This is a genomic window from Pseudomonas fluorescens (assembly GCF_902497785.1).
GTDB classification, from domain to species: Bacteria; Pseudomonadota; Gammaproteobacteria; order Pseudomonadales; family Pseudomonadaceae; genus Aquipseudomonas; species Aquipseudomonas fluorescens_BO.
Window position 1 is genome coordinate 274,323 of the sequence record NZ_CABVHK010000004.1, and the last position, 14,510, is coordinate 288,832.

Sequence of the window (14,510 nt, forward strand, 5' to 3'; positions counted from 1 at the left end):
TCCCTTGCTCAGAACCGAGTGTCCAAAGTTAATTCAAAGGTTCGCGGTGCACCTTGGTAATACATAGTGCCATAGGCCTGCTTGGCATAAATTTCGTCGGTTAAGTTACGCACACGGGCTGTAACCGCCGTGCGCTCGTCCAGTTTGACGCGAGCGAAGGCGCCGTAAAGCGTGTAAGCGGAGGCCTCCAAAGCGTTGGCATTGTCGGCATAGACCGAAGCAACATTACGCGCGTCTAGTCCCACCTGCACCGCCGGCAAGATTTCATAGGTTAACCAGAAGTTGCTAACATGCTCGGGAACGTTCGTCGGTGTGTTGCCTTTGCGCGAGACTGCCCTTCCGCCAACGTTCTCTGTAAAGTCGTCATACTGAGCATCGACGTAAGCGAAGTTAGCCTCAGCCATCAACTTCGACGTGATTTGTAACTTGCCGGCCAGTTCTATTCCCTTCGAAGTCTGTTGGCCAGCCTGAGTAGTATTGTTGATATTGTCAGGATCAGTAACTAAAAAATTTTTGCGAACGATCTGATAGGCAGCGATGGTCGCCGCGCCCCGACCATCGAGAAAGTCAAATTTGCTGCCAACCTCTATCTGTGCTCCAGTGGTTAGGTCGGTGTTCTGCGATTGAGTAAAGTTCGCCGAGGCCAGGGAGCCGGCAGGCGGATCAGCCGCTGTACTGTATTGCACATAAACATTGACAGCGGGAGTGAAGCTATAAACCAACCCTACACGTCCAGTGATAGGGTTCCAAGTCCGCTCGAAAACAGCTGGGCTGGTGGGAGTGACTACGCCGTAGTTGTTAACCTCCAAGTGCAGGTAGTCGTAGCGCAGGCCCGTCAGCAGCGCTAATCGATCCGTTAATTCAAGCCGATTTTCCAAGAATCCAGCGAAAGTGGTGACTTCATTTTTTCGGACTTTCTGTAACCCTGTATTGACCCCAGGAATGTCATAAAAGCTGCCTGAATCAAAAGTGTCAGGATCAACCGCGTCATAAGAATAATTCGTAAATTTGCTGTTCGGATGCAGCGTCTGCTGGTTCAGCGAATAGTCAACGCCGGCTGACCACTGATTGCTTAAACCAAACAAGGTATTGTCGTGCCGCAGCTCAAAGCGATTACCGTCGACTTGCTGATCGTGCCGTTGTAGAACGGCCGAGCCGCGCATCACACGAGTGTTATCGGCATTGTAACGGTAGTTTTCCAGGTTGCGGTAGTCGCGTTGGGCGTCGTAGTGATACAAGGTATTTTGCCAGCTGGTGCTGTCATTGACTTGGTAATCAAGGATCGAACGGACCCAGCGCACGCGCTGTTCGTAACGACCATCCGCCACATTGTAGTTTTCAAAGCGTCGACTTTTATCGATCTTCAGAGTATTGCCGACTGGGTTCAGAGTCGGTGACCCCCAATAAGGGCTATCCTCTGTATCTACTTGGTATTCAAACGCAAGGGTGTGGGACAGTTGTGGTGTTAAGTCGCTAAGGATGGAGAACGCCGTAGTCGTCGACTCTCGCTTGTTGCGGTCTATGAAACCATTGCCGGATGTGCGGCTAATATCCAGACGAGCGAAATGATGTGGGTCCTTACTATCACTTAGGGCATGATTAACCCCAAGGGATACCTCCGAGTAATCATAGCTCCCGTAGCGTACGCGGCCTTCTACTGTCTGAGTCTCACGGGTGGCCAATTTAGTGATGTAGTTGATTGATCCGCCAACGGCTCCAGCGCCGTAGAGGAAAGTGGATGGCCCCCCGATCAGTTCCACACGATCGTAAATCCAAGCATCCATCGGACGGGCGGCGTTGCCGTAGCTCATACCTATGCCGTTATAAAGTTGAGTAATCTGGTTAGACGTAAAGCCCCGGTATGCTACGAAACCGCCATGACCTGGATTTGCCGAAGCGTTGATGCCAGTCATGGAGTTGATTATGTCCTGGGTATCCTTGGCTCCACGCTCTTCAATGATTTCACGGTTGGCAACACTCACCGATGCAGGCGTTTCGCGAGCGGTTAGACCTAGACGTGAACCCGTTTTGATCGGTTGGTCGAGGATCACGCCTGATGGCTGTTCCAGGCGAGCTGAAATTGTAGTGACCGGGAGGTTGAGCGCATTTTCTTCAGCCCAGGTCAAATCGCACGCACCGACCAGCAGCATAAACAAAGGGCGTTTCATATTCATGAATAGCTTCCACGCAAAAAAAGTGAAGATCGATCCTGAAAGCCATACGACTGTGCAATTCCATCGGTAGGCAATATCAAGACGAGAGGGTCATTGCGGGTAAAGTGTTAGGGGAAGCGCGAGGATTTAAAGCAGGCCGCAAATAGCGTGGTGGTGGCTGTGCAAAGCTATCTACAATGAATGCGCTCACAGTCACGCGCAATAAATAGCCAAGCGCACACGGCAATCTGCTGACGGCCGCTACTAGGGTACAGGACGAACATAAAGGGCAAGAGAGTATAGCCAATGACGGCGCTGGATCAGCTGCATCACTGGTACCTACACAATGCCGCGCACTGCTGTCATTGCAAAATTCGCAGTGAAGCCCGCTCAAGTTTAGAGCGTTCATCTGACCGTGATGAACTCCGCATACATGCAAAGCGAACTGTGAACAGTTTTCATAAGCAGCCACTCTAAAAAATAAAATTTGAATGGAGGATAGTGGGGAGACGACCGACTAACTGGCAAGATAATGAAACTTATGAAACGCTTTTTTGCTGATAGAAATAAGTGATATCAACTGCAATGAAAATCTCTAATTTATCTGTGCAGCAAAATACACGCTGTTATTTATTAATCGTGCTGAGACAGGTAAATGCGCCGCATGTATATTTATTTAGATCATAACGTCCTACCTAAGGTACTGAAGCACGGTGCCTCACCCTTCCTGCAAGGCACCGCGCAATCCAACGCGTTATTTGGTCTGAATCTGAACCACCGATCCCAGCTGATCAGGCTTACCAGCCGCAATCACCAAATAACGGCGTTGTTCCACAGCATCGCTCTGCACAATCTGACGGATAGGGCCGATAGTGTTGACAATGGCCGCCCCTGCTGGGTTGGACATGAAGCCAGCCAGCGGTTGCAGCGCGCCGGTACCATCAGGTTTTTCTGCCAGCGCCAGCGTGTAGGGCTGTTTAGCTTCCAGTCCAGTAACAGATGCTTGTAGTACCTGCGTCAGGCCTTGATTAAATAGTGTTACGTTGGTAGGTACCTGATCACCTGATTTGCCCGCGACCTGCAATTTAAAGTTAACAGCCTGCCCCGCGAGGCCTAGTGGTTTGAGATTGTCCGTCCCCGGTCCCTTCGTAACAGCATTAGGCACGTAAGCGACCGCCTGGGGCCCTTGACCGATAGGTATATTGGCGATGACTTTATTGCTCATCGTATCAATCACGTCAAAGGCGTCTGCGTTTTCCAAGCCAACATAGATACGGCTACCATCACCCGACGGCCATATGCCGTGGGGAAGATTGCCGACGGGAATCGTCGTAACCTTTTCAAATGTATCGGTGCGGTAAACTTGTACCTCGTTCAAACCGCCAACTGTAATGTAAGCGAACGAGCCATTTGTGTTAGTAACCATGTTTACATGGTTAGCAATAGGACCAATATCGAGCGTCTTGATCAGCTTAAACGGTGGAGTTGCCTCGAACACTTGAGCTTTGCCAATGTCTTTTAAAGTGAACCATACTTGTTTGCCGTCAGCGGAAGCAGCGATGTTGGGACAGAAAGGGCTGGCTTGCTTGACGCGTCCAACGATCTTATGGTCGGCAACGGAAATTACAACTGTTTCTGGGTTGAATGATGAGCACACGTAACCGTATTTACCGTCGGGAGAAAAAATCTGCATACCCGGTCCGGCTGGTGTTTTGATCCTCGTTTTTTCCTCATAAGTAGTGGCATCAATTACCGACACATAGTCCTCTCCGCGGACGGTGACCCAGACCTCTTTGCCATCAGGCGTAAAGAACGCCTCGTGAGGCGCGCGACCGAGGTAAGTCTTGTGTTTAACAGTGTTAGTTTCGGTGTCGATAAAAGAAACCGAATTGGTCCCGATGGATACCGCCGCTAAGGTTTTGTGATCGGGGGAGAACCCCAATCCGTGGACCAGTACTTCGCCTCGATAAAGTGGAGTCAGATTACCCGGTTGCGGATCGCCCAGACTAATAACCCCGAGCAACTTGTTATCCACTGGGTCGGTGACCGATATAGTATTTGAGAACTGTTCTGCCGCATACAACCGATCTTGATGGGAAATCGGAATATTTTTGTCAGATATTTTGCCAGGAATCTGCCCGGCGTAACTTGCAGTCGCACTGGCGAGTAAGGCCAACGAGAGGATGGTCAGAGGAAAGTTTAGTCGCATCATAAAAATGTCCTATATCTGTCGGTGAATCACGTTAGTTTGGGGTTACAGCGAAAATCCGGTAGGGGGGCGGCCGAGGGATGCCGTGTTTCGGATTCCCTGCGGATAGGAATAGAAACAATCCAGCCCCCGCCACAAGCAGCGAGGCGCGGTGTGAGCTGGAAAAGGGATTTGTGAAAGCTCGGTTTCGGCATTTTTTTCTACTTAATGATGGTATTGAGAGAGAGACGCAGTGAGAAAATCTTTATTCCATCCACTGCGCATAAAATCTCAAATATTTTCGGACGCACACGCGCTATTCGTTTGAGGTTGACGCATATGGTGATCAAGCCTATTTTTGTGTGGTTGGTGCAGCGCCCTAATCGGCCCAGGTCTAAGACTCTGCATCTCAACCATGAAGTAAATACCCCGGCCTTGTGCCGGGGTTTTCTTTGCCACCCGAAAGCACCGCGTTAAAAGCCCGAGATCGTGTGGCTATCAAACGATCGGAGAAATGTGTAAGGCGAAAAATCTAAATTTTCGTTTTGGGAATAAATCGTTTAGTCATTCGTCTAAAAATGGGTGCATGAGCACGCTGTGCGAACGCCCACCCTAATTCGGCTTGATAAAGATGATGGAGCTATCCCATGCAAAAAAAATATTCTTCGGCCCTCGCTGCTTTGGCGATTGGAATCTCCACGGTGATTTCCATGTCTGCCGTAGGCGCGGACGAAAAATGGACCTTCGACGGCAATATCCAAAACAATTCACTGGCGATCAGCCCTGATGAGTCCACAGCTGTAGTGTCATACAGTCAGCGATCTGACGTGGTGGTATACGACCTAAAATCTGGGAAGGTTCGAAAAGTCTTGAGTGGCTATGTCACTCCGCGAAACATCGTGTTTGCGCCATCAGGAGATGTTTTCTACCTCTCCGACAGTAGCTTAGGTATTGTCCGGAAAATCGATACAAACTCTCTAGAAACTCTGGCTGATCTTCCGTTGGGCGCTGGCGCGTTTGGTACGGCATTGAGTAAGGGTGGCCGCTTGTTATACGTCAACAACCAAGCGGCGAGCACCCTCTCGATTATCGATTTAGAACACCAGCGCCCAATCGCTGTAGTTCCTGGCTTCGCTCAGCCACGGCAAGGCATTCGTGTCAGCCCGGATGGCGATACTGTTTACGTCACAAATTTTTTGGGAGACAAAATTACTTTGGTCGATAGCAAGACCAACAAAATAAAAGGTGAAATAAACGGTTTCAACAAATTGCGGGCTATCTCCATTTCGGCTGATGGCAATACCCTTTATGCCGCTAACAGTGGCAGTAATACCATTGCTGTTGTCGACACGCAAAAGCGCGCGATTACCAATACGGTCAACGTGGGTAAAAACCCCTACGGAGCCGCGTTGTCGCCGGATGGCGCGCATGTGTATTCGGGAAACCTCGGCGACAATACCCTTTCTGTTATCGACACAAAAACGATGAAAGTGACATCGACCGTCGTCGGGCTAAAAGAGCCGCGACAAGCCATTGTATTTACCAAGGACCAAAACAAGGCATACGTCCTGAATAAGGATCTAAGCATAGCCACTGTGGATCTGAAGAGTAATAAAGTAATAGCCACGATTAACGCCGACAATGAATAGCCTGCACCCAACGTGTTAAATGTGCTTAAGTCGTAAAAAAGAACTTACCCATGGCACTTGTTCACCGCAGGATCATCACAGAGGCGACGAGGATCAACTTTTCCTTACTGGGGTTGGAGTTCAAGAGTTTAGCGTTTGCGGCTATTTCAAAATTATAGAAAGCTAAGCGCACTCACTGTTAAAGCATTTCACTCGATCCCCCCCGTAGTTGTACTCACTTTAAACCATTAGAGATCCATCATGAAAAAGATTATGTTCGGTTTCGCCGCTTTCCTATTTATTGGCTCGGCCTCTGCTGACACTCCGCCAGCGACGCCGATCATCCACGACCAAGCTGGATTTTTTATGCATTTGGATATAGCTAAGGTGCTGTTTAGCACCGACATTTCGCAAGAGTGCGGCATCATCCCGGCAAGATTAAATTATCTCGACCATCAAGGGCGAGAGCATGTGTTGGACTATCAGGTCCAGGGTTCGGGTTGCACCAACCAAAGCTAATAGCTTACGACAGGGATGGTAACTAAAGTTACCTCCCACCCCGTAAGTCGTAGTCGCACTGACATTGTATTAATGGCTTAGCCCATGATTCCCTACCGTTTTTCGATAGCGTCGATTGACGAACCTGACGACAATCAAAAAACTGGGGGAGATATTAGGCTCTATTCACTGCGTTTGGGACTCCAAAATCAATCTGGTAACGGTGCAATGTGCAGAGAATGTAATTAACCAGCAGCATGCTGTGTTAAATCGTGTAGCGCAACGAAAATACAGAAACTTCGAACACTGAATTCTGTAATGTTTCACCGCGATTAGAGAGATAAAGTCTCGCACGCATACTCAATCGTACGCTGTTACTGGAGTCTATCGATTCTGGTGTATGCTGTACTATTAAAAGTATAATCAGACACACGATATATATTTCAGGGCGCGTTGTCGGAATAACGTATGTGCGAAGTTTTAATTTTCGATATGTTTTACCCGGCTCGGGGAATGATATAGCTTCAAATATTCACTGTGCTCTGGCCTCTATCTAAAACACAACCGGTTATGACACGCGCTATTTCCAAATGTTTCGGCCTGGTCTCGAAAGAGCAGGATCTGCTCCAAGCCATAAGCAACATCGGACTAGCCGATTCGCAGCGTCGCCTTCCGTGCAATGGTGAAGAGCATGGTCGGCCCAATTTAGGGACCTACGCCGGTATTCGTGAGGAAATAGGGTCAAGTGTAAAACTCGTTCAGAGCGTAATCTGCGATGAGGGCAGTTTGATTCATTACTGGCCCCACAGCAAAATGATTAAGCCATAAGGAGCTTAGGGCTCCAATTTCGAAGGAGATTGCACAGGAACAACCATTGTAGCGGGAAGCGGATCACCAACAGCCAGTCGCATGGCAGCGATTTCTTGCTGCTGAATAACCACTATTTCCTGCGCTAAACGCTTAAGTCGTTCGTTGTGACCATACTTTAGGAATGCTATGGCCATATCGATACCACCTTGATGATGGGGAATCATCATCTCCACAAAATCACGATCTACATCACCAGAAGGCTTCGAATGCATGTCGGCCATCATTTTTTCCATGGCGACTTCATTTTCTTCCAGGAACAACGCTTCTTCTGTGGCAGCTTGCGTCCCAGTCGATACGGATGCTGAAGCCGACGTCAAATGTGAAGCCGATGCGTCATGTTCGGTCAGCTCATGAGCCGATGCGCCGGACGCGACTGTCAACATTGTCAAACACATAATAAGTCCAGCCCGATGCAACCTGCCAGCTTTTGTTATTCCACTCATCTTTGATTCCTCTGCAGATAATGTACTGAAGGATGACGTTCGGGTGTAGAAATTATTCCTTTTGGCAATAGAAAAACTGATCGAAAATTATGAAGCAGCGACGAATATTTTATAGATCCGATAGATAAACCCAGCATTTAGGGTGTGGGGCGCCACCAGCATGACAAGGAATGTACGCCTGAATTAGCCGTTTCTACCTCATCAAGTGGGCAGTTCAAGTGAGTCTAAATCTACGCAGGCGGCGCCCAACTGAAGCGGCATAGTGCGTGCGCGTAACGTGCGACCGAATCAATTAATCTTTAACAATCATTGTTTCCTTCGATAGACATGCGTGATTCATCGTTTACACTGAATCGTTTTTGATAGTCACTAGGACTAACTCCAATTGATCGCAAAAATGCTCGCCTCATTATTTCAGCAGAGGTAAATCCACAATGATCGGCAATGACCTTGGCCTTTAATTTTCTCGACTCAAGCAGTGAACAAGCTTTTTCCACTCGCATCCGCTCTAATGCACGTGCGGGAGTCCCCCCGGTTTGCTTTAAAAAGTAACGATTAAACGTACGAGGAGTCATATTCGAATATTCTGCCAAATCCTGTACGCTGAAAGAATGCACATGTAACCGTGCACGCGCCCATTTATATAAATTGGTAATCCTTTCGTCAGAAAGGCACTGCCCTAACAGCTCACCACTGAACTGAGACTGACCGCCCGGTCGCTTATAGAAAACGACAAGCTTTCTCGCCACTGCCATAGTGATTTCAGTGCCTAGATCATTTTGGACGAGAGCCAAGGCGAGATCTATACCTGCGGTAACACCTGCTGAAGTCCAGACGTCTCCGTCTCTAACATAAATCGCGTTTTGATCAACATTAATGTCGGAACTGAATAGTCGCAAAGAGTCATACGCCAACCAGTGCGTGACTACTTTTCGACCGTCCAACAGGCCAGTAAACGCTAGAAGAAAAGCGCCTGTGCAAACCGAACACAAGTTTCTAATTTGCGGTGAAGCCTTTCGAACCCAATCTACTAAATTCTGTGTAGACGAATTCAATCTAGGACCAGATTGCGTCCAGAGCCCACATCCTCCCGGCGCTATGACTATGTCAATGTGTGTCTCGACATTATCCGGTAGCCGAGAAACGCTCAGGGAAACGCCACTGGAACTACCTATAAAACCATTTTTTGTACTATAGAGCTGTGTGTCATAAGCTGAATGTTTCCCGCGCGCACGCAGTTCATCATTGGCGCTCGCGAATACTTGCAATGGGCCGCAAACATCTAACAACTGAAAATCTTCGTAAAGGAGGAACCAAACAGATTTCATCTTTCTACGCCTTGTCTAAAAAAGTGGGCTTTTTGTCTATCGTGGCGTCTGTCTTGAGGTTAAAGTTGCCACGCAAACGCGTTGAATGGGCGATTACAATATCGTTCAGCGCACTAAAACATAACAGCAGAATCCTCACTGAATGGGAGTTGTTTAAATGAAACGTAGGCAGGTCGTCGCGAGTTTAGCTGCTAGCGGATTAGGGCTCGCCCTATTTTCTTTTCAGACTCATGGTAGCGTCCGCGCGCCTGCTGTGAAGAACAAGCTTGAAATACCGAATAATTTATCCGGAAGCACCCCTCCCCTTATACGCATAGGAATGATTGTATACAATGAACTAACTCAGCTCGACTTCACGGGTCCATTCGAAATATTTGCGAGAATTCCGGAGGTGGAGGTTCTTGTGGTATCACAAACGCTAGATCTTGTAACTTCAGACGTAGGGCTGCGTCTAGTACCGACCCACACATTCGAAACTGCTGGTAAAATTGATGTTCTTTTTGTACCCGGAGGGCCTGGACAAAGCGCACAGATGGATAATTCTGTTCTTCTTGATTATCTGAGACGAACTGCAAGTCAGGCAAAATATGTGACATCTGTTTGTACAGGTTCTTTGTTACTTGCAGCAGCGGGTTTGTTGACTGGATACAAAGCTACCTGTCACTGGCTTCTGATGGATCAACTGGCGATATTTGACGTCCAAGTAACGCCACAGCGCATTGTGATAGACCGTAATCGTATTACCGGCGCGGGGATAACCTCAGGTATGGATTTCGCGCTCACGGTTGCAGCCTTACTTAGGGGTGGAAACGTTGCTAAACTTATAGAGCTCATACTTGAGTACGATCCAGCGCCGCCTTTCGGGACGGGAACACCTACTTTGGCCGGGCCTGAATTAGTCGCGAAGGTAAAGCAGTTGTCAGGTCCCATGCTGGTAGAAAGGCGTGCCCAGTCTTTGGCTGCATACAAACGACTACACTCGGAAAATCGGTGAAACTTCATTGTATTGAAAACGTATTGTTTTCAGGATTGATTTCGTAAATAGGAGTTTGACGGGTTTACAATAGTGATTAATTGGTTCATTCGCGCCGTGCCCCCTCAACTAACAGCGCGCCGGTACTACCTCTCGTCAGTCCTTCGATGTCCGATGCCTGTGGCGCCGGCTGTCTAAACGGAATTTCGAGCGACCTGCAATTTAGAGATTGATGGTTTACCGCGCGCAACACACGCTGTGATTATTAGTGCTTGACCTTTCGGGGAGGGCTGTCGAAACAACGATCTTCCGCAGCGGTGGGCAATACCTTGATCTCGCAGGTCGTGGATCATTTTTAGGCGTCACTTTTTCTCCACTTGGCCGTAAATTGAGTCTTCACTCAGATGAACTGGTGACGTCAGTTTACTTAGCTACCTGTTCGTTGTCGTAAGTGTAGCATCGCCGCCTCTGATTTGGTTTACCGCACGATTTTTTATGCTACACCGCATCAATAATACAAAGCCTGCGTATGTGACACTCTGGCGCGCCGTATAACCGCAACGCTTGCCATGTGGCCGCCCAAGTGGAACGTCACCGCCGAGAGGATCCTCAATGCTATTGTTTGAAGCGCGCAATATGTGACAGTGGGATTATCCAGCAATCAGCACAATCCAGTTAACGTCCGCTAATTTGATATCCTGATGAGGCTCCACTCCACCGGTTAATCAATGGTCAGACCTCTCGCTAATCAAAGAATATTTTACAGGAACGTCCTCCTTCTAAAAAATCCTCCCAGTAAGCGCCTTACTGTACCCGGAGCTAGTCGAATTCATCCCGCAGTCGATGTTTTTCCCGAAAGCGCTTTATCAAAACCAAGTTCTCCCGGTGCATCCTCGTGCTGGGATTGTGTGACAACCGCAGGCAACGTACTGTGGTGGTTCATCTCATAGGCAAATACCGCGGCTACAAATGCCAGCCTTATTAAATTTTTAACCCACACCGAATCGCGCCGTCCAATCACTGTCAAGCATTCAGTCACTTTTGATTCCTCGATATGATAAGTGAGTAAGCAAGACGTCCCGTAACTCAAAATATTCCGTTATGATATGAAAAAAGACAATTGATAAGGATGAATGAGCCCCATGAAAGACAGGACACCGTTTCCCCCTTACGATAAGGGATAGGCAAACGGTTATGTTTATGACTAACAGCAACGATATTAGTGGGGAGCTTTTGGGCCAGGAGCCGTGGCGCCGCTGGAGCCCAGAGCAAAAATTGGCCATGGTTCGCGAGAGTCTTGAGCCAAGGCAAAGCGTTTCGGTGGTGGCTCGGCGTAACGGCATCAATGCCAACCAGTTGTTCCTGTGGCGAAAGCTTTACCAGGACGGCAGGCTGTCGGCGGTTCAGTGCTGGCGAGCCGTGGCTGAGCGATGCGCTTAAGAAAATTTGTGAGCTGCAACGGATGCGGGGCAAGAAAACGATGGAAGCGGAAATACTCAAAGAGGCCGTGGAGATCGCCCGGTCGCGTAAATGGATTGCGCACTCACCCTTGTTGCCGGGGGACGACCAGTGAAACTGGTCAGCGAATGTCTCAGTGTGGCGCGCTCACAATTAACGGTTCGAATCAAACAATCGGCATCGCCAAAAGTACGGCGAAGCAGGCCTGTGGACGATGCTGAACTGGTGGTTGAAATCCAGCAGCTAGTCAGCGAGCTGCCCACCTACGACTACCGTCGTGTCTGGGGATTACTACGTCGCCCCCGTGAAACCCAGTCGCTACCGGCGATCAACGTGAAGCGGGTTTACCGGTCATGCGGGATCACAACTTACTGCTGGAGCGGCGCATCAACAGCCCGGGGTGCCGCTTCGGCACGAAGGCCGTATTCCGGTGCAAACCAATGATACACGTTGGTGCTCGGACGGCTTTGAGTTCCGCAGCGAGGACGGCGCGAAATTGAGCGTGACCTTCGCCCTGGACTACTGTGATCGCGAAGCCATCGGTTGGGTCGCGAGCCTGACCGGGTACAGTGGCGATGACATCTGGGACTTGATGCTGGAAAGCGTTGAGAAGCGTTTTGGTGACCAACTGCCGCCAACGCCGGTGCAATGGCTAAGCGACAACGGCTCGGCCTATACCGCCGAACAGACGCGCCTGTTTGCTCGGTAGATCGGCTTGCAACCGGTGACCTCCGCAGTGCGCAGCCCGCAGAGCAACGACATGGCCGAGAGCTTCGCGAAGACGATCAAGCGTGATTACGTGGCGCATATGCCCAAGCCGGATCGCGAAACGGCGCTGCGCAACCTGCCAAGTGCCTCCGAGCATTACAACGAGCAGCATCCGCACAGCGCCTTGAACTATCGCTCGCCGAGGGAGTTCAGGCGCTTGGCAGTAGCATCAATTTAACGGGGAGTTGGTGTCCGGTTTTGTAGGGGCAAATCCAAAGGAAAGGCTCCCCTCATATTGAATGAATAACTGGTGGGCGGCTATGCGTAGATAAGCGAGAAGCGCGCACTGTGCCTGATCCCTCTTTGCCCTGCCCCTCGAACAGAAGAAACCACGATGAACGCTATCGCGACATCTAGCCATCAGCCCGGGAACACCTTTGAGGCATAGCGCAGATACCTCCGGCCGATCTGACAGGCCTTCGACGCAAAACGACTCAAATCGCCGGGGCTCCATAGTGCTAACCAAGGAAACGGCTGATCTATAAGCGTCTCTTCGTTGGCATCTACGATCTCAGTGCAAGGATAGCCGTCGGTTATAAATCTGATCAGAAATTGGTGTTTGTCACTGATTACCCCATGCCTTCCTTTATAATTGACGTTTTTTCATCTTCTAGCCCTGCCGTCACGCCTGAGCTTTTCTACGGGATCGCTTTTCTCTCTGCGCGGCGAATGTCGGGCAGCAGCCATCGGAAACTCCACACCGAACGATCATGGAAAATGCGGGAGTTGTACGGCCCTCGGGTCAGTCATGTTCGTCGATCTTAGAGTCACCACCGCGGCACTCAGTAACTGTAAGTGACTTCTTGATGATCCAAATGAGCAACCCCTCGCACAGCGCTGTGTCCGCCTGCCTAACTGTGCTAACGAAGGTTCAGAAAAATCGGAACGTCCGCACGTATCGCGATACAACCCGCGTAAAGCCTGCAAGCCTTGACGCCGGCCGACTCGGGGGGCTCCGATAACTGAACGGTCAACAACAGCAAAAACAGGATAAACAGAGGAACGGAGTAGCCGAGAAGACCTTTTATTTTCATTGTCTGTGCTCTCATCACTGTTAGAACGGACCAGCATTACTGCCATTCATCGAAGGTTGCAGTGTCTTTGCAAGAGGCGCCTTCGGCCGACAAAATGCCTGTCTCTCGAAAGCGCCGGCATCTTGGTCAGCCCTCGTGAACGGTAATGAACTCGCGACGCTGCGCCATGAACTCGGGCACGCTGTCTTCATCGGTGAAGAATTGCTCGTACCATTCGCGCAACTGGTAGACCGGGCCGTCGGTTTCCGCCAGCACCGGCTTGTCGATTCGAATCTTGTGCTTCCAGATCACCACGTCCTGATAAAACGAATCGCGGTTGCCCTGGACATACGCCCTGGCCACTTCCATGTTCTGTTCTTCAGTCCAGCCGGGCACGCGCTTGACCATGCACCCAAAGCGCAGGTCGAAACTGTTGGGTGTCACCGGAACGTGGCTGTTGAGCAGGATGGCGTGGATGCGTGCGTCGCCGAACATCGAGCTGATGTGGGTGAAATGGGTGGCAGGCCCGTAGTAAGCCGACGGCGCGATCAGGTCGCCGCCCAGGCGCTCGGAGTCACCGTGGAAAATCTGATGCCCGATATGGCCTTCGAACACGTTGGCGAAGTACTTGGTCGGCGTACCGTGCACAGGCCCGAAATGCTGGGCATCCACCAGGTTATCGACCAGCTCCCGCGGGTTGGTTTCGATATGCATGGTGTCGATGTTCCAGTCGTGGATCCAGTCCGCATCGTCCATCTCCGGCAGGTGCGGGATGATCACGTTGTCTTTCGGCGGGCGGCCTTCAGGGTTGTTCCAGACGAACAGCAGATTGTTCTCTTCGCAGGTCAGCCAGCTGCGGGTCTTGGCCTTGGGCGGAATGCGCTTGCAGTAAGGAATCTCCACGCATTTGCCGCCGGTGTCGTACTTCCAATGGTGGAACGGGCACACCAGCCGGTCGTTCTCGATGGTGCCCTGGGACAGATCGGCGCCCATGTGCGGGCAATAGGCATCCAGGATACTGATGGCGCCCTTGCTGTCGGCAAAGGCCACCAGGCGCGTGCCAAAAACTTCCAGGGTATGTGGCTTGCCATCGCGGTAATCGTTGGCATTACCCAGGCAATGCCAGCCGCGGGCGTAACGGTGGGTACGCTGGGCATTCTCGATATTGATTTCAGCGAGTTTCGTCATTG

9 protein-coding genes and 1 pseudogene are annotated in these 14,510 nt (G+C 50.2%); 4 read left to right on the plus strand and 6 right to left on the minus strand.

Annotated features, from left to right (window positions below; genetic code table 11):
- Positions 1-8: 8 nt before the first annotated feature.
- Positions 9-2,168 (minus strand): TonB-dependent receptor, encoded by a 2,160-nt coding sequence (locus F8N62_RS08215; protein ID WP_150710549.1) that lies wholly within the window; start codon positions 2,166-2,168, stop codon positions 9-11.
- A 739-nt stretch (positions 2,169-2,907) separates the two neighbouring features.
- Entirely contained in the window at positions 2,908-4,365 is a 1,458-nt protein-coding gene (locus F8N62_RS08220) for a YncE family protein (protein WP_224791348.1), read from the minus strand.
- 623 nt (positions 4,366-4,988) lie between these two features.
- Here F8N62_RS08220 and F8N62_RS08225 point away from each other — a divergent pair.
- Both F8N62_RS08225 and F8N62_RS08230 read left to right on the plus strand, forming a co-directional pair.
- Positions 4,989-5,990, plus strand: coding sequence for a YncE family protein (locus tag F8N62_RS08225; protein ID WP_150710472.1), 1,002 nt, complete (start codon positions 4,989-4,991; stop codon positions 5,988-5,990).
- Between the two features lie 240 nt (positions 5,991-6,230).
- Positions 6,231-6,488: a DUF2790 domain-containing protein gene (locus tag F8N62_RS08230; protein ID WP_150710473.1), complete on the plus strand. Its 258-nt coding sequence runs from the start codon at positions 6,231-6,233 to the stop codon at positions 6,486-6,488.
- A gap of 812 nt (positions 6,489-7,300) precedes the next feature.
- On the opposite strand, the gene F8N62_RS08235 is transcribed toward F8N62_RS08230, so the two are convergent.
- Complete coding sequence (locus F8N62_RS08235) at positions 7,301-7,780, minus strand: DUF305 domain-containing protein (RefSeq protein ID WP_224791349.1); 480 nt, start codon at positions 7,778-7,780, stop codon at positions 7,301-7,303.
- 299 nt (positions 7,781-8,079) lie between these two features.
- The gene (locus F8N62_RS08240) at positions 8,080-9,108 is read right to left on the minus strand and encodes a GlxA family transcriptional regulator (RefSeq protein WP_150710474.1); all 1,029 of its coding nucleotides are present in this window, start codon (positions 9,106-9,108) and stop codon (positions 8,080-8,082) included.
- Positions 9,109-9,265: 157 nt separating this feature from the next.
- Between F8N62_RS08240 and F8N62_RS08245 the strand changes: the two genes are divergently transcribed.
- Positions 9,266-10,102, plus strand: coding sequence for a DJ-1/PfpI family protein (locus F8N62_RS08245; protein WP_150710475.1), 837 nt, complete (start codon positions 9,266-9,268; stop codon positions 10,100-10,102).
- Positions 10,103-10,910: 808 nt separating this feature from the next.
- Here the strand turns inward: F8N62_RS08245 and F8N62_RS08250 are convergent.
- The gene (locus F8N62_RS08250) at positions 10,911-11,120 is read right to left on the minus strand and encodes a hypothetical protein (RefSeq protein WP_150710476.1); all 210 of its coding nucleotides are present in this window, start codon (positions 11,118-11,120) and stop codon (positions 10,911-10,913) included.
- A gap of 161 nt (positions 11,121-11,281) precedes the next feature.
- Between F8N62_RS08250 and F8N62_RS08255 the strand changes: the two are divergent.
- Positions 11,282-12,485: pseudogene (locus F8N62_RS08255) on the plus strand (IS3 family transposase).
- Positions 12,486-13,467: 982 nt separating this feature from the next.
- Here F8N62_RS08255 and F8N62_RS08260 read toward each other — a convergent pair.
- Positions 13,468-14,508, minus strand: a complete 1,041-nt coding sequence (locus F8N62_RS08260; RefSeq protein WP_150710477.1) for a Rieske 2Fe-2S domain-containing protein — start codon at positions 14,506-14,508, stop codon at positions 13,468-13,470.
- Positions 14,509-14,510 lie beyond the last annotated feature (2 nt).